This window comes from Burkholderia sp. AU27893 (assembly GCF_002223205.1).
Taxonomy (GTDB): Bacteria; Pseudomonadota; Gammaproteobacteria; order Burkholderiales; family Burkholderiaceae; genus Burkholderia.
This window is the reverse complement of the sequence record NZ_NKFD01000005.1, coordinates 821,367-845,389: the sequence shown is the minus strand read 5'-3', so window position 1 is coordinate 845,389 and position 24,023 is coordinate 821,367. Positions and strand designations below refer to the sequence as shown.

The window sequence follows — 24,023 nt, the reverse complement described above, 5'->3', positions numbered from 1 at the left end:
CATTCGTTCCAACGGCAGATGTGATGCGTGACCCGCAGCGCGCTGCCTGCATCGCAGCGGCGGCCCGCCTTCCGGCGGCCGGGTGCCACCACGGACGGATGGACATGAAAAATCGCCTTACCTTAAGCATCGCAGTCGGCATGATTCTCGGGGTCGTCGCCGGCTATCTCTGCCACACCCACATCGCGGACCCGGGCGCGCTCAAGACGACTGCCGGTTATTTCTCGACCGTCACCGACATCTTCCTGCGCCTGATCAAGATGATCATCGCGCCGCTGGTGTTCGTGACGCTCGTGTCGGGCCTGGCCGGCATGGACAGCGGCGAGGACGTCGGGCGCATCGGCCTGCGCTCGATCGGGTGGTTCATCTGCGCGTCGCTGATTTCGCTGAGCCTGGGCCTCGTCATGGCCAATGCGCTGCAGCCGGGCGCAGGCCTGAATCTCACGGCAACCGCCGGCGAGGTCAATACCGGCTTGAATACGGCCGCGCTGAACGCCCGGGACGTGATCACGCATGCGTTCCCGACCAGCCTGCTCGACGCGATGGCGCGCAACGACATCCTGCAGATCCTGGTGTTCTCGGTCTTTCTCGGCGTTGCGCTGAGTGCGCTGAAGCACGACAGGCGCGTCGGCGTCGTGATCCAGTCGATCAACGGAATGGTGCCGGTGATGCTGCGCCTGACGAACTACGTGATGCGCGCGGCGCCGCTCGGCGTATTCGGCGCGATCGCGTCGTCGGTCACGTTGCGCGGGCTCGACGTGATCTACACGTATGGAAAGCTGATCGGCGCGTTCTATCTCGGCTTGCTCGTCCTCTGGACGATCCTGATCGGCGCCGGCTATGCGTTTCTCGGGCGGCGCGTCGTGAGCCTGCTGAAGGCCGTGCGCGAACCGGCGCTGATCGCCTTCTCGACCGCGAGCAGCGAGGCCGCCTATCCGCGCCTGACCGAGCAGCTCGAGCGGTTCGGCGTCGACAAGAAGGTGGTGGGTTTCACGTTGCCGCTGGGTTACGCATTCAACCTCGACGGTTCGATGATGTACCAGGCGTTTGCCGCCATCTTCATCGCCCAGGCGTTCGGCGTGCACATGCCGCTGTCGGAGCAGGTATTCATGCTGCTGGTGCTGATGTTGAGCAGCAAGGGCATGGCGAGCGTGCCGCGCGGCTCGGTGGTCGTGGTCGCGGCGGTCGCGCCGATGTTCCATCTGCCGGTGGCCGGCGTCGCGATGGTTCTCGCGATCGACCAGATCCTCGACATGGGGCGCACGATGACGAACGTGATCGGCAACAGCGTCGCGACGGCCGTGATCGCGAAGTGGGAGGGCCGGCGAGCCGTGAAGTCGAACGGCGCCGTATTCGACGAGCCGGAGCTGAATGCATGAGGGAGACCGATACCGTGAACGTCCGCCGAAAATTCGGCGTGGTCGGCGGCCTCGGGCCGCTGGGGAGTGCCGACGTGTTCTTCAAGATGGTGAAGGCGACGCCTGCGTCGTCCGACGCTGAGCATGTCGAAGCGATTTTCGAGCAATACCCGTTCAATGGCGCGGGGTCGGGCAGTGCCGCGACCATCGAACGCAAGCTGTACGTGTTCGACATGATCCGGGCGTTCGAGGCGCGCGGCGTGACGACGGTCGTGCTCCCGTGTTTCCTGAGCCACACGTTCATCGACGAGCTGAAGGCGAATACGAAGCTGCCGATCGTGGATATCGTCGAAGCCGTTCGCAGCCACGTGCAACGCAAGTATCCCGACGCAACGCGCATCGGCGTGCTCGCGTCCGATTACGTGCGGGACAAGCGGCTCTTCGATGCGTATTTCCCGTCGCCGACATTCGACATCGTCCATCCGCGTACGCACGAGGGCATCGATCTCGTGACGGAAGCCGTCTACGGTGCCGACGGCATCAAGCGCGGCACGCTTCGAGGTCGGCCGGTCGAACTGTTGCGCCGCGCCTGCGAGGACCTGGTCGATCGGGGCGTGCAGGTCATCGTTCCGGGGCTGACCGAGATTGCGCTGGTCGCGGATGAAATCGGGCCGTTGCCGGTGCCGTTGATCGATTCGAATCTCGCCTACGCGCAGTACGCGGTATCGGCGCCGCACGGCTCCCGTGCATCGACGTTCAAGATCGGCGTGGTCGGCGGCGTGGGTCCGGCCGCGACAGTCGATTTCCTGGACAAGATCGTTCGAAACACACCGGCGTCGCGCGATCAGGACCATATCAAGCTGCTGGTCGAACAGAATCCGCAAATCCCCGATCGAACCGAGAATCTGGTGGGTGCCGGCGTGGACCCGACGATCGCCTTGTACGCGACCTGCAAGAAGCTCGAGGACGGCGATGCGGACGTCATCGCGATTCCGTGCAATACCGCGCACGCATTCGTCGAGCGAATTCAGCCGTATCTCGACGTCCCGATCGTCAACATGCTGACCGTCACGGTCGCTTACTTGCGCGACACCTACCCGGCGCTACGCGACGTCGGTGTACTGGCGACGTCCGGCACGATCGAAAGCGGTGTGTATGAAAGGGCGCTGGCGCAGCAAGGACTCCGGCAAGTCGCGCCCGCCCCGGCCTTGCAGGCGCGCGTGATGGAAGCGATCTACGGAAAGGCGGGTGTCAAGGCCGGCTTCACGGCCGGACAGTGCAAGGAAGATATCGACGCTGCCGTCGACGCGTTGATTGCCGACGGCGTGAACGTGATCGTGCTCGGATGTACCGAGCTGCCGATCCTGCTGCCGGGGGGTGAATACGTCGCGCGAAACGGTGGGCGGGCGACGCTGGTCGACCCGACCGACGTGCTGGCGCGCGCGTGCGTTGCCCGCGCGATGGTGGCGGCGGGCTGAGCGGGTTCCGTGTGACGCATCGCGACCGGATTCGTGGACGCGGATCATCACGCACGAAGCGGCTCGCGTGACCGTCCATCGCGAGCCCGACGACGCCGGCCGTCCCGCTCCGCGCGACCGACAAGCCTCGTGATCCTGGGCGTTTTCCGCTTCCTTCCGGCGGGCTTCGGCGTTCGTGAGCATGACGACCGCCGTGCCTTCCACCACGACGAGCCGGTTCACTTTGCAGCAGGTTTCCAGCACGACCCGGCGCCGGTTCGCGAGGATCTCCTTGACCGTCACGGTCGCGCGAACCGCCTTCATCGGTGGCTGCATGGAGATACCGTATCGTGTCAGCCGAAATCGAGCCGTATCTGAGGCGATCGCTTGCCCGCGCTTTCGTCCGGTACGTCACCTCCGCCGCACGTCGACTCGAGTCAATGATGAAGCAACGGGAACGCCACGAGCCCGATGACGGCGGCAGCGGTCACGATCACCGGTTCCTGGAGCTTCTTGAAGCGCCACAGCAAAAGCACGGTTGCAACGGCGAGCAGTGCAGTCGGGATATCGACGATCGATCGCTTCGCGATGACGAGAACGGAGCCGGTGATCGCGCCGACGGCCGCCGCCGTGATGCCGTTCACGAACGCCTTGACGCCCGGCCGGTGCCCGTATTTCTTCACGTAAGGCGCGGGGATGACCGTGAACAGATAGCAAGGCAGGAACGTGCCGAGCGAAGCGACGAGTGCGCCCGGGAATCCCGCGACCAGATACCCGATGAAGCCGACGGTGATCACGACCGGGCCGGGCGTGATCATCGCGACCGCGACGGCATCCACGAACTGCTTGTCGTTCAGCCAGTGATGCTCGGTGACGACACCGCCATAGAGGAACGGCACGATCGCGAGCCCGGAGCCGAACACGAACGCGCCCGCCTTCATGACGAAGGCGCCGATCTGAACGAGCTGCGGCAAATCGATGCCGCTCAGCATCCCGCTGGCCGCGGGAAGATTGGCAGCCGCAACGGCATTCATGCCGCCCTTGTGCAGCCACTTCGGTGGAGCACGCCACAGCCAGCCGATCAGGCCGGCAGCGACGAACAGCCACGCGATTTCCGATTCCGTGATGAAGGTCACCGCAGCCAAGGTCAGGAAGATCGCCCAAAGGAGCTTGTCGTTGCCGACGGTCTTGGTCGTGAGCTTGTACGCGCTCATCGCGATGATGCCGACCACCGCGGCGCCGACGCCGTAGAAGACGGCCTGCATCCACGGCAGCCCGCCGAAATGCGCATACGCGAACCCGAGCGCGACCACCATCAGGAACGACGGCAGCACGAACGCGAAACCGACGAGCGTCGCGCCGAGGAGGCGGTAGTGGACGAAGCCGAGATAGATCGCCAACTGGGCCGCCATCGGCCCCGGTGCGAGCTGGGCCAGCGTGAGGCCTTCCTTGTAGTCGGCCTCCGTGATCCAGCCGCGACGCTCGACCAGGTCGCGACGCATGTAGCCCGCGAGCGCGACCGGCCCGCCGAAACCGAATGTGCCCAGACGCAGCATGTAGGCGACCAGTTCGCCCAGTGAGTAGGCCGGTTCGGTGGCGGCGATGGTAGTCGTCATGATCTGGCCGTGGTTGGGTTCTTGCCGTTCGTCGTGAAGTGCGCGTACAGGGCGTCGAGCACGGCGCCCATCTGCTCGAGCAACTGATCGTCGTTCTCCGTGCGCTGGCGCGTGCCGGCCATCACGGCCTCGAAGCCCACCGCTTCAGGCGCGGCGGGGCCGCCTACGTCGAGTGCATGCACGATCCCGCCGAGCCGCATCAGCGCGGCGTCGTTTTCGAGCCCGAAACTGGCGAGTAGCACCTCGAATGTCACGCGCTCGCCGACGTGCGTGAACGTCGCACCGTCGAAATCGAAGCCGAGCGCGTCGGCCGGGCAATCCGCCGGCGACGCAAGCCAGATGAAGCGGGCGCGCGCGTCGATGAATCGCTGGATCAACCATGCGCTCGCGACGCGATCGACCCACATCCGCTGCCGCGTCGCCCACGTGCGACCCTGGTACTCGCCAATCGTCAGCGGACGAATGGCGCGATCCGCGGCGTGCGGCTCGCCCGGCGACAGCACGGTGTCGACCCGCGTGACGAAATCCTGCAGCGCGACTTCGGCGCGGGTGGCCGAATCGCCCGGGAAATAGTCGATCGCCCGGATGGCGTCGAACTCCTTGCGCAGGCGACGCAGCAGGCGGGTGAGTTCCGTGGGGGACTGCCCGGCCAGGGTCTTGCGCGCATCGATGAGGGTTCGCGTGAAGGTCGTGTAGTCGGCGTCGCGGTCGAACAGCGCGCGGAATTCCTGTTCCTGTGACGTGTCGAGACTGGGCGCACGCAGCAGGTAGGCCGTGCCGCCGCTGTCGGCGATCGCGTCCGCGAGCTCGCGCAGGGTCGCCTCGTGCTCTGCGGTGTACGGCAGCAGGTAGATGCCGTCGCGCAGCACCGCGCATCCCTTCGCCTTCAGCGCACGCCAGAACCGCATGCGGGCCGTCGCGTTTTCTGTCGGAAGGGTCAGAACGAGGAGTGACCAGATCGATAAAGTGTTCATGTAGAAAATGCTACTAATACGTCACAACTTCTACAAGTTAACTTTTCGAGCGCTGCACGCAGGGGGGCTGCACCAGTCATCAGTCAGCCGGAGACGGGGGGATTGAAATGGTTGGCGGGACGCGCCCATGACCGCTGCGCACCGGCATGCCGCGGGCCGCCTGTTCGGCAAAGGCGTCTCGCTTCCTCGCCAGCCGCCTGCCCATGACGGCGCCAGGGTCGTCATGGAAAACTGTATGAATATACAGTATAGTGTCCGTCGAAATCGAGTCGCACGGGTACAACCTTGCGGCCCGTGCGCCGCGCCTGCGGGCATCCGCCGCAGCGTTCCGGCACCGTGAACTCTGGCTAACTCATTCAGACGGGCAGGCAAATTGTCATCCAGCAATCTGATCCGCATTCGCGGAGCACGTCAGCACAACCTCAAGAACCTCGATCTCGACCTGCGTACCGGCGAGATGACGGTCGTGACCGGCCCGTCGGGCTCCGGCAAGTCCAGCCTCGTGTTCGACACGCTATACGCGGAAGGCCAGCGGCGCTACGTCGAAACCTTCAGCGCGTACGCGCGGCAGTTCCTCGACCGGATGGATCGTCCGCAGGTCGAGCGTGTCGACGGCGTGCCGCCGGCCATCGCGATCGACCAGACCAACCCGGTCCGCAGTTCGCGCTCCACCGTCGGCACGATGACCGAGCTGAACGATCACCTGAAGCTGCTGTATGCGCGCGCGGCCGAGCTGTTCGACCGCAAGACCGCGCGGCAGGTGCGGCACGACACCCCCGAGACGATCTACGCGGAGCTCGTCGCGCGCACGCGAGCCGACGATCCGCGCGTCGTCGTCACGTTCCCGGTCGAGCTGCCGGAAGCGGTGTCCGATGAGGAAATCGCGCAGTGGCTGTCGGCGAGCGGCTATACGCGCGTGCAGGCGCAGCGCGAGGTTGCGTCGCCCACCGGGCCGCGCAAGGTGCTCGACGTGGTGGCCGACCGCTTCCGCGTGCAGGGCGCCGATAAGGTGCGCGTGGTCGAGGCGATCGAGGCGTCGCTGAAGCGCGGCGGCGGGCGCGTGAACGTCTATGTGCTGCCGGCCGACGCCGAGCACGCGGTTGCCGAGCCGCAGGTATGGCGCTTCTCCACCGGGCTCCACGATCCCGACAGCGACCTGCGCTACGCGGAGCCGCAGGCGGCGCTGTTCTCGTTCAATTCGGCATACGGCGCATGCGAAACCTGCCGCGGCTTCGGCCGCGTGATCGGCGTCGATCTCGGCCTCGTGATCCCCGACGCGCGCAAGACGCTGCGCGGCGGCGCGATCAAGCCGATGCAGACCCCCGCCTGGAAGGAGTGCCAGGACGACCTGATGCGCTACGCGGCAAAAGCCGGCATTCCGCGCGACACGCCGTGGTCCGAACTGTCGGACGCCGAGCGCGACTGGGTCGTCAACGGGTCGCCGGACTGGAACGGCAAGTGGCAGAGCCAGTGGTACGGCGTGAAACGCTTCTTCGGCTATCTCGAGTCGAAAGCGTACAAGATGCATATCCGCGTGCTGCTGTCGAAATACCGCAGCTACACGCCGTGCGACGTGTGCGGCGGCGCGCGCCTGAAGACGGAATCGCTGCAATGGCGGCTCGGCTCGAAGGAAAACGCCGACGGCGTGCTCGCGCCGGCCGGCCGTTTCATGCCGCGCGGCGTCGACTGGAGCCGCGCGCAGCTCGAAGCGCTGCCGGGCCTGACCGTGCACGACCTGATGCTGCTGCCGATCGAGCGCATCCGCCGCTTCTTCGATGACATCACGCTGCCGAGCGCGCTGCTCGACGATGCGCTGAAGCTGCTGCTCGCCGAGGTGCGCACGCGCCTGAAATATCTTTGCGACGTGGGGCTCGGCTACCTGACGCTCGACCGGCAGAGCCGCACACTGTCGGGCGGCGAGGTGCAGCGGATCAACCTGACGACGGCGCTCGGCACGTCGCTCACGAAAACCCTGTTCGTGCTCGACGAACCGAGTATCGGCCTGCATCCGCGCGACCTCACGCGGATCGTCGAGGCGATGCAGCGGCTGCGCGACGCGGGCAACACGCTGGTCGTCGTCGAACACGATCCGTCGGTGATGCTCGCGGCCGACCGGCTGATCGACATGGGGCCCGGCCCGGGCGAGCGCGGCGGCACGATCGTCTACGACGGTACGCCTGCCGATATCCGCTCCGCGCGCACGCTGACGGGCGAGTATCTCGGCGGCCGCAAGCATGTCGCGCATGCGTCGAACTGGGCGCGCCGGGTGGTCGACGCGAACACGCCGCGCATCGTGCTCGAAGGCGCGAGCGAACACAACCTGCGCGACGTGACCGTCGAGATCCCGCTGCAGCGGCTCGTCTGCGTGACGGGCGTGTCGGGCTCCGGCAAGTCCACGCTGCTGCAGGACGTGCTCTATCCGGCGATGGCGCGGCACCACGGCAAGGCGACCGAGTCGCCGGGCGCGTACCGCGGCCTCACGGGCGCCGACCAGGTCGGCGACGTCGTGTTCGTCGACCAGTCGCCGATCGGCAAGACCACGCGGTCGAACCCGGCGAGCTACGTCGGCGCGTTCGACGAGATCCGCAAGCTGTTCGCGAAGGCGCCGCTCGCGCTGCAACGCGGCTATGGCGCCGGCACGTTCAGCTTCAACTCGGGCGACGGCCGGTGCCCGACCTGCGGCGGCTCGGGCTTCGAGCACATCGAGATGCAGTTCCTGAGCGACGTCTACCTGCGCTGCCCGGATTGCGACGGCAGCCGCTACCGCGCCGAGATTCTCGAAGTGCGCATCGAGCGCAACGGCCGCGCGCTGAGCATCGCCGACGTGCTCGACCTCACCGTCAGCGAAGCGGCCGCGTTCTTCGCGACCGACGCCGAGGTGCTGCGCGTGCTGCAGCCGATCGTCGACGTCGGCCTCGAATACGTGAAGCTCGGCCAGCCGGTGCCGACGCTGTCGGGCGGCGAAGCGCAGCGGCTGAAGCTGGCTGGGTTCCTCGCCGAATCGGCGGCGGCCGTCAACGGGCGCCGGGTCGTCACGGAAGAAGCGCGCATCGCGCGGGCGAAGCTGTTCATGTTCGACGAGCCGACCACCGGGCTGCACTTCGACGACATCGCGAAGCTGATGCAGGCGTTCGGCAAGCTGCTCGCGGCCGGCCATTCGCTGATCGTGATCGAGCACAACCTCGACGTGATTCGTGCGGCCGACTGGCTGATCGATCTCGGCCCGGAAGGCGGCGACGGCGGCGGCCTCGTGCTGTGCGCGGGTACGCCCGACGACGTGAAGGCCTGTGCCGAATCGCATACCGGCGTGGCGCTGCTGCAGTACGACCGCGCAATGGATGCCGAGCTGGCGCTCGCCGACGAAGGCAAGCCGCTGCAGGCCGTGCTGAACGCGGCGCGCGAGCGGCGTGCGATCGAAGGCGAAGACGTCGTGCGGATCGTCAATGCGCGCGAACACAACCTGAAGGCGCTCGACGTCGACATCCCGCACGGCAAGTTCAACGTGATCACCGGCGTATCGGGTTCCGGCAAGTCGACGCTCGCGTTCGACATCCTGTTCCATGAAGGGCAGCGCCGCTATCTCGAATCGCTGAATGCGTATGCACGCTCGATCGTGCAGCCGGCCGGCCGCCCCGAAGTCGATGCGGTGTACGGCATTCCGCCGACCGTCGCGATCGAGCAGCGGCTGTCGCGCGGCGGGCGCAAGAGCACGGTCGCGACCACGTCCGAGGTCTGGCACTTCCTGCGGCTGCTGTATGTGAAGCTTGGCCTGCAGCATTGCATCCACGACGGCACGCCGGTCACGTCGCAGTCCGTCGAATCGATCGCCGCGCAATTGCTGCGCGATCATCGCGGCGAGCACGTCGGGCTGCTCGCGCCGCTCGTCGTCAACCGCAAGGGCGTGTATACGGATCTCGCGAAGTGGGCGAAGGCGCGTGGCAGCACCCATCTGCGCGTCGACGGCGAGTTCGTGCCGGTCGATCCGTGGCCGAAGCTCGACCGCTTCCGCGAGCATACGATCGAGCTGCCGGTGGCCGATATCGTCGTGTCGCCGGACAACGAGGCCGAACTGCGGCGCGTGCTCGACGAGACGCTCGAGCTCGGCAAGGGCGTGATGCATCTGCTCGCGCCGCTCGACGGGCTGCACGATGCGATGCAGAACGATCATTCGACCGCACGCGTCGGCACGGTCAAGGTGCTGTCGGTCAAGCGCGCGTGCCCGGTGTGCGGCACGAGCTACCCGGAGCTGGACCCGCGGATGTTCTCGTACAACAGCAAGCACGGCTGGTGCACGACCTGCGTCGGCACCGGCGTCACGCTCACGCGCGAACAGCGCGCCGCGTATGACGACACGGTGCTCGCCGGCGATGATCGTGGCCGCGAGCAGACGCTGCCGTCCGACGAGCAGGAACCGGAAGGCGTCGGCAACGAGCCGTGCCCGGATTGCCATGGCACGCGGCTGAACCCGTCCGCGCGCGCGGTCACGTTCGACGCGCATCCGATCGTCGAGGTCGCGCAATGGACGGTGTCCGACACGCGGCGCTGGATCGACGGGCTGGAACTGACGGGGCGCGACGCGCAGATCGCGCGCGACATCGTCAGCGAGATCGGCAGCCGCCTCGCGTTTCTCGAGGAAGTCGGGCTCGGTTACCTGAGCCTCGATCGCGCGGCGCCGAGCCTGTCGGGCGGCGAAGCGCAGCGCATCCGGCTCGCCGCGCAGCTCGGCAGCAACCTGCAGGGGGTCTGCTACGTGCTCGACGAACCGACGATCGGCCTGCATCCGCGCGACAACCAGATCCTGCTGGACGCGCTGCGCAAGCTCGGCGACAAGGGCAATACGCTCGTCGTCGTCGAGCATGACGAGGACACGATCCGCCGCGCCGATCACATCATCGACGTCGGCCCGGGCGCCGGCAAGCGCGGCGGCACGCTGGTCGCGCAGGGCGCGGTCGCGGATCTGGCCGCGCAGTCCGATTCGGTCACGGGGCGCCTGCTCGCGCAGCCGATGACGCACCCGCTGCAGCCGCGCCGCAGCGTGAGCCTGCCGGGCAAGAAAGGCGGCGCCGCCGTGCCGGAGGCCTGGCTGACCGTGCATGGCGCACGGCTGCACAACCTGCGTGACGTCACGGTCGGCATTCCGCTTGCGCGGCTCGTCGCGGTGACGGGCGTGAGCGGCTCGGGCAAGTCGACGCTCGCGCGCGACGTGCTGATGACGAACCTGCTCGACGCGGTGGGCCGCTCGGTGCTATCGTCGCCGGCCACGCGCCGCGCGCGCAAGGCCGCGCAGCACGACGCACCGGCCGCCAACCGTCGTTCGAGCGTGCTCGCGCGCAGCGCGCCGCGGCCGTCGCTGAACGTCACGCATGCGTGGCAGGGCTGCGAGTCGTTGAGCGGCTGGGAGCAGATCGATCGCGTGCTGGAAGTCGACCAGACGCCGATCGGCAAGACGCCGCGCTCGTGCCCGGCCACCTATATCGGCGTGTGGGACACGATCCGCAAGCTGTTCGCCGATACGCTGGAAGCGCGGGCGCGCGGCTACACGGCGTCGCGCTTCTCGTTCAATACCGGCGACGGGCGCTGCCCCGCATGCGAAGGGCAAGGCGTGCGCACGATCGGGATGAGCTTCCTGCCCGACGTGAAGGTGCCGTGCGACGTGTGCCACGGGCAGCGCTTCAACCCGGAGACGCTCGCCGTCACGTGGCGCGGACGGAACATCGGCGACGTGCTGACGATGGAGATCGACGAGGCGGTGGAATTCTTCGCGCCGATTTCGAACATCGCGCATCCGCTGCAGCTGATGAAGGATGTCGGGCTCGGCTACCTGACGCTCGGCCAGCCGTCGCCGACGCTGTCGGGCGGCGAGGCGCAGCGCATCAAGCTCGTCACCGAGCTGACGAAGGTGCGCGACGACATCACGCGGCGCGGCCAGAAGGCGCCGCACACGCTGTACGTGCTCGACGAACCGACGGTCGGCCTGCACATGGCCGACGTCGCGAAGCTGATTCGCGTGCTGCACCGGCTCGTCGATGCGGGGCACAGCGTCGTCGTGATCGAGCATGACCTCGACGTGATTGCCGAGGCCGACTGGATCATCGACCTCGGGCCGGAGGGCGGCGTGGGCGGCGGCACGATCGTCGCGGCGGCGCCGCCGGAAGCGCTCGCGCAGGTGAGCGCAAGCCACACGGGGCAGGCGCTCAAGCCGGTGCTGGCGCGAACGAGGTCGGACGAAGGGGAAGCCGAGCGCGAAGGAGAAGCGCGGGTAGGGTGAGCACGACGCTGCGTCTCGACGGCCCCGGCGGCGGGCGATGATTTCCCCCAGCTGACTTGCCATCGGCCGGGGGCGCACCGCGATCCGGCTCATGCACCCCTCGTCGAGGGGTGTTTTCTTTTGGTGCTGCGACACGCGCCCGGCCGACGGGGTGCGTCCATTGTTAATCCGGCTCGAATAGAGAGTTGGAAGCAGGGGGCTAAGAGAAAGCGCGCCCGATGGTTAGGATGAGTGCCGTTGTCCGGCGGACGATCTTCGGATCGTCCCATCATTCTCGAACGCATCAGGAGTGCAATCTTGGCGACCTATATCGTCTTCACGCATGAAAGCACGCACGATCAGCAGGAACTCGATCTTTACCAGGACAAGGTCGGCGCGACGACCGCCGGCCACCCGTTGAAGGTGCTGGCCGCGTATGGCCCGCAGGAAACGCTCGAGGGCGAAGGCCCGGAAGGGGTGGTGATCGTCGAGTTTCCGTCCAGGGACGCCGCGCACGCGTGGTATGGCAGCCCGGCATATCAGGCCATCGTTCCGCATCGCTTCAAGGGCGCACGCTTTCGGGTCGTGCTGGTCGAAGGCGTCTAACCGGGGGCGAGCCGCTTGTCGATCGTCGCGGCGACTCCGCTTTCGGCGGGACCGTCGTGTCGCTGTTCACGGGCGAGGGCCTCCCGCCCGACGGCTTCCCGGCAGCGCCGTCACGCAAAGGTATCGAAGTGCGAGGCGTCGGCGCCGGATCTCGTCGGCACCTCGGACGGAATCCTGGAGCGGCTGCTGGCCGATCCGGTGGTCGGCCAGGTGCGGGAGTTGCGCGTCGAACTGCCCTACAACCTGCCGTTCGAGAATTATCTGCAGATTCTCGACGATGTCATCACGCATATCGCGCCGGCACGCGGGTGGCGGCCCGCCGATCGGCGCGAACCGGTTGCGGCCTGAGCGGCGGCGCGGATGCGGGCCGATGGAGCGCGCCGCGTAGTCGCGATCGATTATTTCCGCGTACCGGCGATGATCGCCTCGGCCGCCCGGATCACCGGGAGATCGACCATCCGGCCGTCCAGGCTGAACGCGGCGCCGCCGTGCTTCGCGGCTGCGTCGATCACGCGGCGCGCCCACGCCTGCTCGTCTTCCGAATAACCCATCGCATCGTTTACGCCGGCGACCTGCGCCGGGTGGATGCACAGCTTGCCGCCGAAACCGAACGCGCGCGCACGCCGCGCATCGGCCGTCAGACGCTCGGCATCGTCGGTGCGCGTGGTCACGCCGTCGATTGGCGCGGGCAACTGCGCGCGACGGGACGCGGCCACGATCGCATTGCGCGCAAAGGCCAGCTCCGGCTCGTCGGGCGTCGCGCGCATGCCGAGGTCGAGCTGGAAATCCAGATGCCCGAACGCGACACGCACGACCTGTGGGTCGCACGCCAGCGCATCGGCCGCGTCGAGCCCGGCGAGCGATTCGATCAGCGCAACGAGTTGCGCATGCTCGCCGAGCTGCGCCGCAACCTTGCGCAGCGCGCCCGCATCCTCGGACTTCGGCAGCATCACGACCACGCCTTCCGCGACCCAGTCGCTCAGCAGCGCGAGGTCCGCGTCGTGCCACGGCGTGCCGACCGCGTTCACACGCACGACGGTGCGCGCACGCTGCTCGGCCGTCAGCAGCGGCAGGTGCTGCGCGAGTTGCGCGCGTGCGTCGTCCTTGCTGTCGGGGCTGACCGCATCCTCGAGGTCGACGATGATGCAGTCGGCGCCCGAGTCGAGCGCCTTCGCAAAGCGCTCGGGGCGGGTGGCCGGCACGAACAGCAGACTGCGCGCGTGATGGGCGGGCGAAAGGGGCTTGGACATGGCTCAGATCACGCCGGCGGCGCGCAGTTGTTCGATATCGGCGTCGGTGCGCCCGAGTTCGCGCAGGATGGCCGCGCTGTGTTCGCCCAGCGCGGGCACCGCGTCCATGCGCACGTCGAAGCTGTCGATCGTGGCGGGCGGCAGCAGCGCCTGCAGTTCGCCGGCCGGCGAGTCGATCGTGCGAAAGCGCTCGCGTGCGTGCAGTTGCGGATGCGTCCAGAGATCGCCGATCTGGTTCACGGCGGCATTCGCGATCTGTGCTTCGTCGAGCCGCGCGATCACGTCCTGCGCGGTGAGTGCGGAAAACGCCTGTTCGATCACGGCCTTCAGTTCCGCGCGGTGCTCCGAGCGGTGCACGTTGGCGTCGAAGCGCGGATCGGTCGCGAGCGCCGGGTCGCGCAGCACGACATCGCAGAACGCTTTCCATTCGCGCTCGTTCTGCAGGCCGAGCATCACGACCCGGCCGTCGCCGGCCTTGAACGGGCCATACGGATAGATGGTCGCATGCGCGGCGCCGTTGCGGCCCGGCTGCTGCTGGCCGTCGTAGGCGTAGTACATCGGGAAGCCCATCCACTCGGCCAGCGCCTCGAGCATCGAAATTTCCACGTGCGAGCCCATGCCCGTGACGCCGCGCTGCAGGAGCGCGCTGAGGATGCCCGTGTACGCGTACATGCCCGCCGCGATGTCGGCGATCGAGTTGCCGGCTTTGCAGGGCTCGTCGGCCGTGCCGGTGATCGACAGGAACGCCGCCTCGCTCTGGATCAGCAGGTCGTACGCTTTCTTGTCGCGGTAGGGGCCGTCGGCGCCATAGCCGGAGATGTCGCAGACGATCAGCCGCGGGTGCTTCGCGTGCAGCGCATCGAACGACAGGCCCATGCGCGCGGCCGCGCCGGGCGCGAGGTTCTGCACCAGCACGTCGGCCTGGGCCACGAGTTCGCCCAGCACCTTCTGTGCGGCCGGTTGCTTCAGGTCCAGCGTGAGGCTTTCCTTCGACCGGTTGGTCCACACGAAGTGCGACGCGAGACCGCGGGTGCGGTGATCGTACGCCCGCGCGAAATCGCCCACGCCGGGGCGCTCCACCTTGATGACGCGCGCGCCGAGATCGGCGAGCTGGCGCGTGCAGAACGGCGCGGCAATCGCGTGTTCGAGCGTGACGACGGTCATCCCGCTCAGCGGGCCGGGTTGAGCTTTGCGAGCTTGCATGATCGGATCGTTATTCCAGTTCGGCGCTGGCCTGCATGGCCAGCTGCCCTTGCGGGCCGCGCGCCCATAGGCGCGCGGCAGGTCCTTCGAGCTTGCCGTTCACCGTGAACGGCGCGGTGTCGAACAGCGGGCTGACGGCCTTGAAGTCAAAGGTGCGGACGGTCTTGCCGGGGTGCGTGCGGCGCAGTTCCTCCAGCAGCAGCATCGCGATCAACGGGCCGTGCACCACGAGGCCCGGATAGCCTTCTTCCTGCATCGCGTAAGGCCGGTCGTAGTGAATCCGGTGGCCGTTGAAGGTGAGCGCGGAAAAGCGCATCAGCAGCACCGGATCGGGCGTGACGATGCGCGAATACTGCTCGTCGGTCGGCGCGGGTGCCGGCTGCGGTGCCGGTGCGCCGGCACCGGCAGGGGGCGGCGCGTCGCGATACACGATGTCCTGTTCCTCGCGGATCGCCATGCCTTGCGCGTCGCCGATCTCATGCAACACAGTCACGAACACGAGCCGGCCGCTGCGGCCGGACTTGCTCTGCACGCTCAGGATCGTCGACCGGCGCTGCACGGGCGCATCGACGGCCAGCGGGCGCAGGAACTGCAGCCGTCCGCCGGCCCACATGCGGCGTGGCAGCGTGACGGGCGGCAGGAAGCCGCCGCGCTGCGGGTGACCGTCGACGCCGATGTTCGACTGACGCTCGCCCGGCAGGAAGTACAGCCAGTGCCACAGCGGCGGCAGCGTCGCGGGGAGTTCGGATGGGTTCGCGTAGTCCAGCGTCGCCTGCAGCAGGCGGATGGGTGCCTGGGTAATCCGGTCGGCGCAGTCAATACTGCGGCCGACCCACGCGTCGAAGGATTCGGGAGGCTCGCCACTCATGGTGTTTCGTGCTCGATGATGGAAGTGTCCGGCAGGCAGCCGGCGCCTGTATTTCCGGTGCCGGCTCCCCTGGCCGTCACCATGCGTTGACCCGTTCTGGCACGGCCGCGAACAGATCGGCTTCGAGGCTGTAGTCGATCACGATGAAGATATGTGCTTCGGAATCCTTGTTGATCGCGACGATTACCGTCGATTCCTTCACGCCGGCCAAACACTGGATCGCCACCGAGATACCGACTGCGACGTACCGCTGCGGCGCGACGATCTTGCCGTTCTGGCCGATCGGGGACGAGCATCTTCATGGAGAGGAATCCTTCCGGAATCAGTAGGAACGGGGGAGCTGCAGCACGTGCTCGGCCACATGCCCGAGGATCATGTTGGTGGAAATCGGCGCAACTTGGTAAAGGCGCGTTTCGCGGAACTTGCGCTCCACGTCGTATTCGCACGCGAAGCCGAAGCCGCCGTGCGTCTGCAGGCACGCATTGGCCGCTTCCCAGCTTGCCTTCGCCGCCAGGTACTTGGCCATGTTGGCCTCGACCCCGGCGTTCTGGCGCGCGTCGATCTTCTCGCACGCGCGCCAGCGCATCAGGTTCGCGGCCTCCAGCTCGATGAACGATTCGGCGAGCGGAAACTGGATGCCCTGGTTCTGCCCGATCGGGCGGCCGAACACCTTGCGCTCGACCGCGTAGTCGCGCGCTTTCTCGAGGAACCAGTAGCCGTCGCCGATGCACTCGGCCGCGATCAGCGTGCGCTCGGCGTTCAGGCCGTCGAAGATCACCTTCAACCCCTTACCTTCGGTGCCGAGCAGCGCGTCTTCCGGCAGCTCCAGGTTGTCGAAGAACAGCTCGTTGGTCTCGTGATTGACCATGTTGAGGATGGGGCGCACCGTGAGGCCGTTGCCGATCGCCTTGTCCAGCTCGACGATGAAGCACGACAACCCGTCGCTCTTCTTCTGAACCTGGTCGAGCGGCGTGGTGCGCGCGAGCAGGATCAGCAGGTCGCTGTGCTGAACCCGCGAGATCCACACCTTCTGGCCGTTGATGACCCAGCGGCCGTCCTTCTTCACCGCCGTGGTCTTGAGCTTGGTGGTGTCGCTGCCGGTGGTGGGCTCGGTCACGCCCATCGACTGCACGCGCAGTTCGCCCGCCGCGATGCGCGGCAGGTAGCGCTGCTTCTGCGCGTCGGTGCCGCTGAACACGATGGTGTTCATCACGTACATCTGGCCGTGGCACGCGCCCGAATTACCGCCGGAGCGGTTGATCTCTTCCATGATGACCGACGCCTCGGCCATCGACAGCCCCGGGCCGCCGTATTCCTGCGGAATCAGCGCGGCCAGCCAGCCGGCCTGCGTGAGGGCCGTGACGAACGCTTCGGGGTAGCCGCGCGCCTCGTCGATCTTGCGGTGGTAGTCGGCCGGAAACTGATTGCACAGGCCGCGTACCGCGTCGCGGATTGCCTGGTACGGGTCGGGGGCGGAGAAAACGGAGGCGCTCATGAATCGTGTCTCGTCATTGGCATGGGTCGAGTCCATAATAAGTTTTGATGGATTTCTTAAACAATAGAATTTCCTGATCGTCGAATCAGTTTTTGGTATCGAGGTATCCGCGATGGATCTCAAGCAATTGCGCGCGTTCGTCACCGTGGCCGAAACGGGCAACGTCACCCGGGCATCGAGCCTGTTGAATCTCGTGCAGCCGGCCGTGTCGCGCCAACTGCGCCTGCTCGAGGAAGACATGGGGACGGAACTGTTCGACCGTAGCCGCCACGGCATGCAGCTCACGCCGTCGGGCAAGACGATGCTCGAATACGCACGCCGCATCCTCAACGAGGTGGCGCGGGCCAAGGCCGAGATCCAGCCGACCGACGGGCCGGTGGCGGGCATCGTGAGCATCGGGCTGCTGGCCAGCACGTCGGACCTGCTGGCCACGCGGCTGGCGGGCGAGGTGGCGCGGCGCTACCCGCACATCCGGCTGCGGCTCACGATCGGCTACGCGGGCCACCTGCAGGACTGGCTTGAAGCGGGCGATGTCGATGCGGCGCTGCTGTACGGGCAGAAGGAGACGCCCGCGCTGCACGTCAAGGCATTGATCGACGAGAGTCTGTGGGCCGTCGCGGCGCCGTCGGCCAAGCTGTCGCGCAAGCGGCCGGTGTCGCTCGAGCGGGTCGCGCGCGAGTCGTTCATCCTGCCTTCCGCGCCGCAGGGCCTGCGCGCCGCGATCGAGCACGCGGCGGCCGAGGCCGGCGTGACGTTGCAGGTGTTCGCCGAAACCAATGCGCTGAGCGTGCAGAAGGAACTGGTCGCGCGGGGCCACGGCTGGACGATCCTGCCGGCCGTTGGCGTGACGCAGGAGGTCGAGCACGGCATCCTGAGCGCGGCGCCGCTCGCGTCGCCGGGCGTCCGGCGCACGATCGTGCTCGCGGCGCCCAGCAGCCGGCAGGCGACCGCACCCGTTCGCTGCGTGGTCGGTGTGCTGCTCGATTGCGTGAAGGCGACGTTCGACCAGGGCGACTGGCCCGATGCGCGCTGGCTGGGCTAGGGTGAGCGTGTTGTCGAGGTGAGCCGCCTCGGATGCGGTCTTACCCCGGCGGGACAGGCCGGCGCGCCGAAGCGGCCGGCCACCCGCGCACCGGGTGTGCCGGGCCGGGAGAGCGGGGGAAAGGCCCGTTTGACGGGCCCGGATGCAGTCGAGCGTGCGCCGTCAGCGAGTCGGATTCCGTCGATCGAGATGGGTGTTCAACGTTGCCTGAACGCGTTCTCGCGCCTGGGTGTTGATCCTGGCATCCAGCAGCATGATCACGGCGGCGACCAGGAAAATCACCAGGCTGACCGTCACGACGATACCGGCCAGCCACGGGGCGGGGAGATTGGCGAGGGTCGCCGTCGCGTCGCTGCCTCGTTCGAAACTGGCCGCTGCCATGCCGCAATAGTGCATCCCGCACACGGCCACGCCCATGACGATGGCCGAACCGATCTGGCGGGTTCGGCCGAATGTGCTCGGCCTGCGCAGGTCGAAGGCCAGCAACAAGGCGGCGCCGCTTGCCAGGATCGCGATGATGACGGACAGCACGACCAGCCAGGGCTGGTATCGAATACCGGCGCAGATGCTCATGGCCTGCATGCCGAGATAATGCATGCCGGCGACGCCGAGCCCCATGACGATTGCGCTGACGATGAGTTGCGGCCAGTGCAGGGCGAAGCGGGCGAGCGGGACGAAGCCGACCGTCGAAGCCGCAATCGCGATCAGCAAGGAAGCGACGGTGGTGGGAATATCGTATCCGACAGCCACCGGCAGGTGAAATGCCAGCATGGCGACGAAATGCATCGACCAGATGCCGAGCCCCATGATGCACCCGCCGAACGCGATCCAGGGCCAGATCGAACGATTCCCGATGAGATTCAGGCGGTCGGAGATATTGAGTGCCGTGAACGATGCGAGGATCGAAAGCAGGCAGGAAAGGACGACGAGCGTCGGGTCGTAGGTGCCGGACATGATCGTTATTCTCGGTTATAGGCTTTTTGGTCGTTTGAGGGCGCCCTGTTTTTGCGAGTGCGCCATCCCCTCGTGTGTCCCGCAAATATACCGAAACCCGGCATCGAATCAAGGGCGCCGCTGCCGACTTAGGGGGGGCGTCGGGGCGACGAACATCCCGGGATCGTGCCGGTTTTTCGGTTCTGGGCGGACCGGATCGAATGCGCCGTGCGCGCATGGGTCGCGCGGGGGTAGTCCGGCTGGCCGCCGTCCGCGCCGGCCTCATCACGACGTCGCCGATCTGCGATAATGTCGGCCGCCTTGGCGGACGGCAGCGTACGATTTCGTTGCCCGCCCGCCGTGAATTCGTAACAGGAGAGTCCCGTGCGCGACATCATCGACGGCTTCCTGCGCTTTCAGCGCGAGGTCTATCCGCAACGTGTCGAGCTGTTCAAGCAGCTCGCCACCGCCCAAAATCCCAAGGCGCTGTTCGTGACGTGCTCGGACAGCCGCGTGGTGCCCGAGCTGCTGACGCAGCGCGAGCCCGGCGAGCTGTTCGTGATTCGCAACGCCGGCAACATCGTCCCGTCGTACGGACCGGAACCGGGCGGCGTGTCGGCGACCGTCGAGTATGCGGTCGCCGTGCTCGGCGTGCGGGACATCGTCATTTGCGGGCACTCGGATTGCGGCGCGATGGGCGCGATCTCACGGTGTACGTGTCTCGACCATATGCCGGCTGTCGCGAACTGGTTGCGCCATTCCGATGCCGCGAAAGCCATCAATGCCGCGCATCAGTTCGACTCCCCTCGGGACAAGCTCGACGGTCTGGTGCGCGAGAACGTGATCGCGCAGCTCGCCAACCTGCGCACGCATCCGTCGGTCGCGCTCGCGCTCGAGCAAGGACGCATGAATCTGCACGGTTGGGTCTACGACATCGAGATGGGGCGCATCGACGCACTCGACGGCACCACGCGCCGCTTCGTCCCGTTGAGCGAGTCGCCGGCCACGGTGGCGGTCAAGTCGTACTGAGCGCCGGCGCTTCGTTCCGGCCGGTCGTATCCACCCTGCCGAGTCGGACAATCGATAGCGCCGATCTGCGGTCCGATCTGTATCGGCAGTCGCGAAGGTCGGTTCCGCCCATGCTCGACGTCTTCATCTCGATCACGGCTTCTTGCACCCGACGCGGCCGCGCGGAGTCGGGCGGCCGCAAGGCGGGGCGATCGCAGCTGTAGATCGCTGCGTGACGCCCCGTGCCGTCACGCTTGCGGCGCGACGGATGCGCCCGAGATGCGATGCCGCCGCAGCGAATCCGCGACGAAGCCCGACGCCTTCATTTCCTCGACGAACGCATTCAATGCCGCCGCGGCCGCTTCGCCGCGGCTCTTCGGCACGCCCATGGCCTGCCGGATCACCATGAACCGCTCGTCGAGCAGGCGCAGGCCGGGCGTTTTAGCGGCGTCGGCCTCGAGCTGCTGCTTCACGCCTGCGGCCACTTCCAGTTGCTGTTCGACGAAGGTCTGCACGACGGCTTGCGACGTCGGCGCACGCACGATCTGCGCGGCCTTCAGTTCGCGCGTGAGGAACAGGTCGTAGGCGCTGCCCTTGCCGACGGTCACGCGGTTGTCGGGCTGGTCGACGTCCGCGTTCGTGCGGATCGGCGACGCGTCCCGCACGAGATAGAACCCTTCGATCAGCACATACGGCGCCGTGAACGCGACCGTTTCGCCCCGCAGCGGATCGACCGCGAAGAAGCCGAAGTCGGCGCGCTCGTCGGTCAGCGCCTGTACCGATTTGCCGGCAGTGTCGAACACGACCAGTTCCAGCTCGGCCGACAGGCGCTCGGCGAACGCGCGCGCAAGGTCGATCGACACGCCGAACGGTTCGCCCGTCGCCGGGTCGCGGTTCGCGAGGATCGGGTTGCCGAGGTTGATCGACGCGCGCAGCTTGCCGGTCGGCGTGAACGCGGAGAGGACGGAAGGGGCGAGGGGCATGGGAGGCTCGTGGCAGTCTTAGGGGCAGGGTGTGGCGCGCGGCGATGCGCAACCGCGCGTCGGCATCGAGCTTATCACCTGGCTTTCGTCATCGAGCGGCGTCGGGCGGCGCAAGCGTGCCTTCGGCGCCCATCTGGAGCCGCGAGACAGGTGCGTTCCCGTCATCGTGCAGCCCCGACAGCGATGGACGGGCAATGGAATTGCGTGGCCGCGAGAGGCGATTTGAAGCGGGAAGAGGGCGCGATTTGCTTGCTTCGCGCCAGCGGCGGCTGCCGGCTGGCTGTGGCGTCGTTCCCCGTCGACGCCGTCCCGCCGGGCGCAGTGGGCCTTGATTCGCCCGGCAACCGCTAGAATTGCGGTTTTAGTCTGGAATACGTCCATGTCTTTTGCCTCGCTCGGCCTGATCGATCCCTTGCTGCGTAACCTGCAGGACCTCAATTACCAGGCCCCGACGCCGGTGCAGGCCAAGGCGATTCCTGCCGTGCTCGGTGGCAAGGACGTGATGGCGGGCGCCCAGACCGGCACGGGCAAGACGGCCGGGTTTGCGCTGCCGCTGCTGCAGCGGCTGGTGCAACACGGCCCGGCGGTGTCCAGCAACCGCGCACGTGTGCTGGTGCTGGTGCCCACGCGTGAACTGGCTGAACAGGTGCTGCAAAGCTTCATCGCGTACGGCAAGGGCCTCGATTTGCGGTTTCTGGCCGCTTACGGCGGCGTGAGCATCAATCCGCAGATGATGAAGTTGCGCAAGGGCGTGGACGTGCTCGTGGCCACGCCGGGCCGTTTGCTGGACCTCAATCGCCAGAACGCGGTGCAGTTCGATCAGGTGCAGACGCTGGTGCTGGACGAAGCCGACCGGATGCTGGATCTCGGCTTTGCGCGCGAACTCAACGCCGTCTTTGCCGCGCTGCCCGCGCAGCGTCAGACGCTGCTGTTCTCGGCCACGTTTACCGACGATATCCGCGCGATGGCGGCGACGATTCTGCGCAGTCCGGTCAACATCAGCGTCAGTCCGCCCAATGCCACGGCCAGCAAGATCAAGCAGTGGGTGGTGACGGTGGACAAGCGGAACAAGCCCGATCTTTTCATGCACCTCGTGGCCGAGAACAAGTGGGAGCATGCGCTGGTGTTCGTCAAGACGCGCAACGGCGTGGATTACCTGGCGGCGATGCTGGACGAAGCGGGCTATGCGGTCGACACCATTCACGGCGACAAGCCGCAACCGGCGCGCCTGCGTGCGCTGGAGCGCTTCAAGACGGGCGAAGTCCAGATGCTGGTGGCCACCGACGTGGCGGCGCGCGGGCTGGATATCGACGACCTGCCGCTGGTGATCAACGTGGATCTGCCGATCGTGGCGCAAGACTACGTGCACCGCATCGGCCGTACCGGCCGCGCGGGCGCCAGTGGCGTGGCGGTGTCCCTTGTGTGTGCGGATGAGGCGCCGCAACTGGCCGCGATCGAAGCGCTGATCAAGCAAACGCTGCGCCGTGAAGAAGAACCGGGTTTCGAGGCCGAACACCGCGTGCCGGAAACCAGCGCGACGGGCGAGATCATCAAGAAACCCAAAAAGCCCAAGAAGCCGAAAGTGCCGCACGCTGCGTCGGCGGCCATGCCGGTGTCGGGTAAGAAGCCGCGTCCGCAAGGTGGCGAGAACAAGCGCAAGGCTGCGGCGCCGCACGCGAAGCCGGCCGGTAACGGACCGGACTACACCATCGGCAGCCCGTTCAGCGTGCAGAAGCCGCGTGGCAAATCTGCCGGCAAGCCGGCCGCGGGCGCGCGCAAGCCGGCTGGCAAACCCGCTGGTGCCCGCGGGAAACGTCCGTCCTGATTGCAAAGGCAGATCGAGAGACGGGACGGATGGCCGGGAAAACCGTTCGACTGCGTGTTGCGGCAACAGCGGGTGCGAGCACCGCTGGCGAAGGCTGGAACCTGCAATCCGCCGCCGCAGCCTTGCGGAATTCTGTCCCGCTATGGGATCGGCTTTACTGCCATTCACCGGGATGACAGATCACCCAACCCGGAAGGTAGCTATCCATGTCCGTATGACCCCAGCACCAGTTGTGCTGGTGAAGGGTCTTCATCAGGTGTTCGCGTTGTGCGCAGGCGCTTCCCGGCGCATATTGCCCGTCAGGCAACAACTTCGGTGCCGGACCGTTCCGGCATTGGTCATTGGCGACTTCTTCCTGACGCATCAGTGCCTGGACGGCAGAGGGAATGGTGCGGGCCAACGTGGCCTTGTATTCGATGCAGGCTGGCGCCTTGGGATCGTTGGGCTTGCGGGCACATTGGGACTGAAGCTTGTCGATGCTTCTCGATACGTCGGGTGGATACGTCTCGGCGTGCGCTGCAGCAAGACATCCGGCCATCAACAGACAGGCGGCAAGTGATCTGATCAAAATCATTTCGCGTATGACACGATGCATCGGGTAGCTCGGGAACGGGCGAATTATGGCATGTGCGCGCGGTCCGGATTCGAGGGGCCTGCCCGGGTGCGGCCCGTGCGATGATGTGCAATGACTGACTTGAGAGATGAAATGACGACACCATTCGACGAGGCGACAACGGCGGCGATCGCCGCGTTTGCCCAATTGGATTTCTACACGGCTTCGCAGGCGATGCGCGCCGAGGCGGACTACGACCACGAACGGGACCAGTGGATCTCGCGCTATATCGACGAGCACGGCGGCGGCGCGGACGATGCCGAATACGACGCGTTGCACGCGCGGGCCCAGGCAACCCCGGAATACGCGCAGTTCATCGACGCGGCTCGACAGGAAATCCTCGAATACTTCGGGGTGACCGACGAGCAACTGGACTGGATGGTCGTGCTGCGCGATGACGACAGCGATGAGCTTTGGGCGGAAGTCAACCGGCAGCGGAGCGCGCTGGGAACGGGTGAAGTGCGCGGGGATCTCTGATCGTTGTTTGCCATCGGGGTCGCAGTTCGCGCTGCGTGCGGGGCTGGAGTCAGGTCGATCGCGAGACC

18 protein-coding genes and 1 pseudogene are annotated in these 24,023 nt (G+C 66.8%); 9 read left to right on the top strand and 10 right to left on the bottom strand.

Features of this window, described 5'->3' with window-relative positions; translation table 11 throughout:
• Positions 1-104: 104 nt before the first annotated feature.
• Entirely contained in the window at positions 105-1,379 is a 1,275-nt protein-coding gene (locus tag CFB47_RS36020) for a dicarboxylate/amino acid:cation symporter (protein WP_089464317.1), read from the top strand.
• Positions 1,376-2,836 (top strand): amino acid racemase, encoded by a 1,461-nt coding sequence (locus CFB47_RS36015; protein ID WP_089464099.1) that lies wholly within the window; start codon positions 1,376-1,378, stop codon positions 2,834-2,836. The genes CFB47_RS36020 and CFB47_RS36015 overlap by 4 nt, the downstream gene beginning before the upstream one ends.
• A gap of 416 nt (positions 2,837-3,252) precedes the next feature.
• On the opposite strand, the gene CFB47_RS36010 is transcribed toward CFB47_RS36015, so the two are convergent.
• Together CFB47_RS36010 and CFB47_RS36005 are read right to left on the bottom strand one after the other, a co-directional pair.
• A complete protein-coding gene (locus tag CFB47_RS36010) occupies positions 3,253-4,431 on the bottom strand; it encodes a chromate transporter (protein ID WP_089464098.1) in 1,179 nt (392 codons plus the stop codon).
• Positions 4,428-5,405 carry a chromate resistance protein ChrB domain-containing protein gene (locus tag CFB47_RS36005; protein ID WP_179259042.1) on the bottom strand — a complete coding sequence of 326 codons (978 nt, stop codon included), beginning with the start codon at positions 5,403-5,405 and terminating at the stop codon, positions 4,428-4,430. Before CFB47_RS36005 ends, CFB47_RS36010 begins: the two co-directional genes overlap by 4 nt.
• Before the next feature lie 373 nt (positions 5,406-5,778).
• On the opposite strand from CFB47_RS36005, the gene uvrA reads away from it, so the two are divergent.
• The 3 genes from uvrA to CFB47_RS41935 all read left to right on the top strand — a co-directional run bounded on the left by uvrA (position 5,779) and on the right by CFB47_RS41935 (position 12,606).
• A complete protein-coding gene (uvrA, locus tag CFB47_RS36000; RefSeq protein WP_089464096.1) occupies positions 5,779-11,673 on the top strand; it encodes an excinuclease ABC subunit UvrA in 5,895 nt (1,964 codons plus the stop codon).
• A 297-nt stretch (positions 11,674-11,970) separates the two neighbouring features.
• Positions 11,971-12,258 (top strand): DUF1330 domain-containing protein, encoded by a 288-nt coding sequence (locus CFB47_RS35995; RefSeq protein WP_089464095.1) that lies wholly within the window; start codon positions 11,971-11,973, stop codon positions 12,256-12,258.
• A gap of 15 nt (positions 12,259-12,273) precedes the next feature.
• Positions 12,274-12,606 (top strand): hypothetical protein, encoded by a 333-nt coding sequence (locus CFB47_RS41935; RefSeq protein WP_256946835.1) that lies wholly within the window; start codon positions 12,274-12,276, stop codon positions 12,604-12,606.
• A 50-nt stretch (positions 12,607-12,656) separates the two neighbouring features.
• Here the strand turns inward: CFB47_RS41935 and CFB47_RS35990 are convergent, their stop codons facing one another.
• The 5 genes and pseudogenes from CFB47_RS35990 to CFB47_RS35970 form a co-directional block, all read right to left on the bottom strand.
• Positions 12,657-13,508 carry a CoA ester lyase gene (locus tag CFB47_RS35990; protein ID WP_089464094.1) on the bottom strand — a complete coding sequence of 284 codons (852 nt, stop codon included), beginning with the start codon at positions 13,506-13,508 and terminating at the stop codon, positions 12,657-12,659.
• 3 nt (positions 13,509-13,511) lie between these two features.
• A complete protein-coding gene (locus CFB47_RS35985) occupies positions 13,512-14,711 on the bottom strand; it encodes a CaiB/BaiF CoA-transferase family protein (RefSeq protein ID WP_089464093.1) in 1,200 nt (399 codons plus the stop codon).
• 10 nt (positions 14,712-14,721) lie between these two features.
• Positions 14,722-15,579 (bottom strand): MaoC family dehydratase N-terminal domain-containing protein, encoded by an 858-nt coding sequence (locus tag CFB47_RS35980; RefSeq protein ID WP_089464092.1) that lies wholly within the window; start codon positions 15,577-15,579, stop codon positions 14,722-14,724.
• Positions 15,580-15,655: 76 nt separating this feature from the next.
• Positions 15,656-15,862 (bottom strand): annotated as a pseudogene (locus tag CFB47_RS35975) (FAD-binding protein); the annotation flags it as partial.
• A gap of 39 nt (positions 15,863-15,901) precedes the next feature.
• Positions 15,902-17,074, bottom strand: a complete 1,173-nt coding sequence (locus CFB47_RS35970) for an acyl-CoA dehydrogenase family protein (protein ID WP_089464316.1) — start codon at positions 17,072-17,074, stop codon at positions 15,902-15,904.
• Between the two features lie 112 nt (positions 17,075-17,186).
• Between CFB47_RS35970 and CFB47_RS35965 the strand changes: the two genes are divergently transcribed.
• Positions 17,187-18,116: a LysR family transcriptional regulator gene (locus tag CFB47_RS35965; protein WP_089464090.1), complete on the top strand. Its 930-nt coding sequence runs from the start codon at positions 17,187-17,189 to the stop codon at positions 18,114-18,116.
• A gap of 162 nt (positions 18,117-18,278) precedes the next feature.
• On the opposite strand, the gene CFB47_RS35960 is transcribed toward CFB47_RS35965, so the two are convergent.
• A complete protein-coding gene (locus tag CFB47_RS35960; RefSeq protein ID WP_089444375.1) occupies positions 18,279-19,070 on the bottom strand; it encodes an MHYT domain-containing protein in 792 nt (263 codons plus the stop codon).
• A 363-nt stretch (positions 19,071-19,433) separates the two neighbouring features.
• Between CFB47_RS35960 and CFB47_RS35955 the strand changes: the two genes are divergently transcribed.
• Positions 19,434-20,078 (top strand): carbonic anhydrase, encoded by a 645-nt coding sequence (locus CFB47_RS35955; RefSeq protein WP_089429778.1) that lies wholly within the window; start codon positions 19,434-19,436, stop codon positions 20,076-20,078.
• Positions 20,079-20,305: 227 nt separating this feature from the next.
• Here CFB47_RS35955 and CFB47_RS35950 read toward each other — a convergent pair whose 3' ends face one another.
• Entirely contained in the window at positions 20,306-21,040 is a 735-nt protein-coding gene (locus CFB47_RS35950) for an ABC transporter substrate-binding protein (RefSeq protein WP_089444374.1), read from the bottom strand.
• Between the two features lie 379 nt (positions 21,041-21,419).
• On the opposite strand from CFB47_RS35950, the gene CFB47_RS35945 reads away from it, so the two are divergent.
• A complete protein-coding gene (locus CFB47_RS35945; RefSeq protein ID WP_179259041.1) occupies positions 21,420-22,865 on the top strand; it encodes a DEAD/DEAH box helicase in 1,446 nt (481 codons plus the stop codon).
• Between the two features lie 154 nt (positions 22,866-23,019).
• Here CFB47_RS35945 and CFB47_RS35940 read toward each other — a convergent pair whose 3' ends face one another.
• The gene (locus tag CFB47_RS35940; protein ID WP_256946834.1) at positions 23,020-23,460 is read right to left on the bottom strand and encodes a hypothetical protein; all 441 of its coding nucleotides are present in this window, start codon (positions 23,458-23,460) and stop codon (positions 23,020-23,022) included.
• Between the two features lie 111 nt (positions 23,461-23,571).
• Between CFB47_RS35940 and CFB47_RS35935 the strand changes: the two genes are divergently transcribed.
• Complete coding sequence (locus tag CFB47_RS35935) at positions 23,572-23,955, top strand: ATP-dependent protease (protein ID WP_089464088.1); 384 nt, start codon at positions 23,572-23,574, stop codon at positions 23,953-23,955.
• The last annotated feature ends 68 nt before the right edge of the window (positions 23,956-24,023 follow it).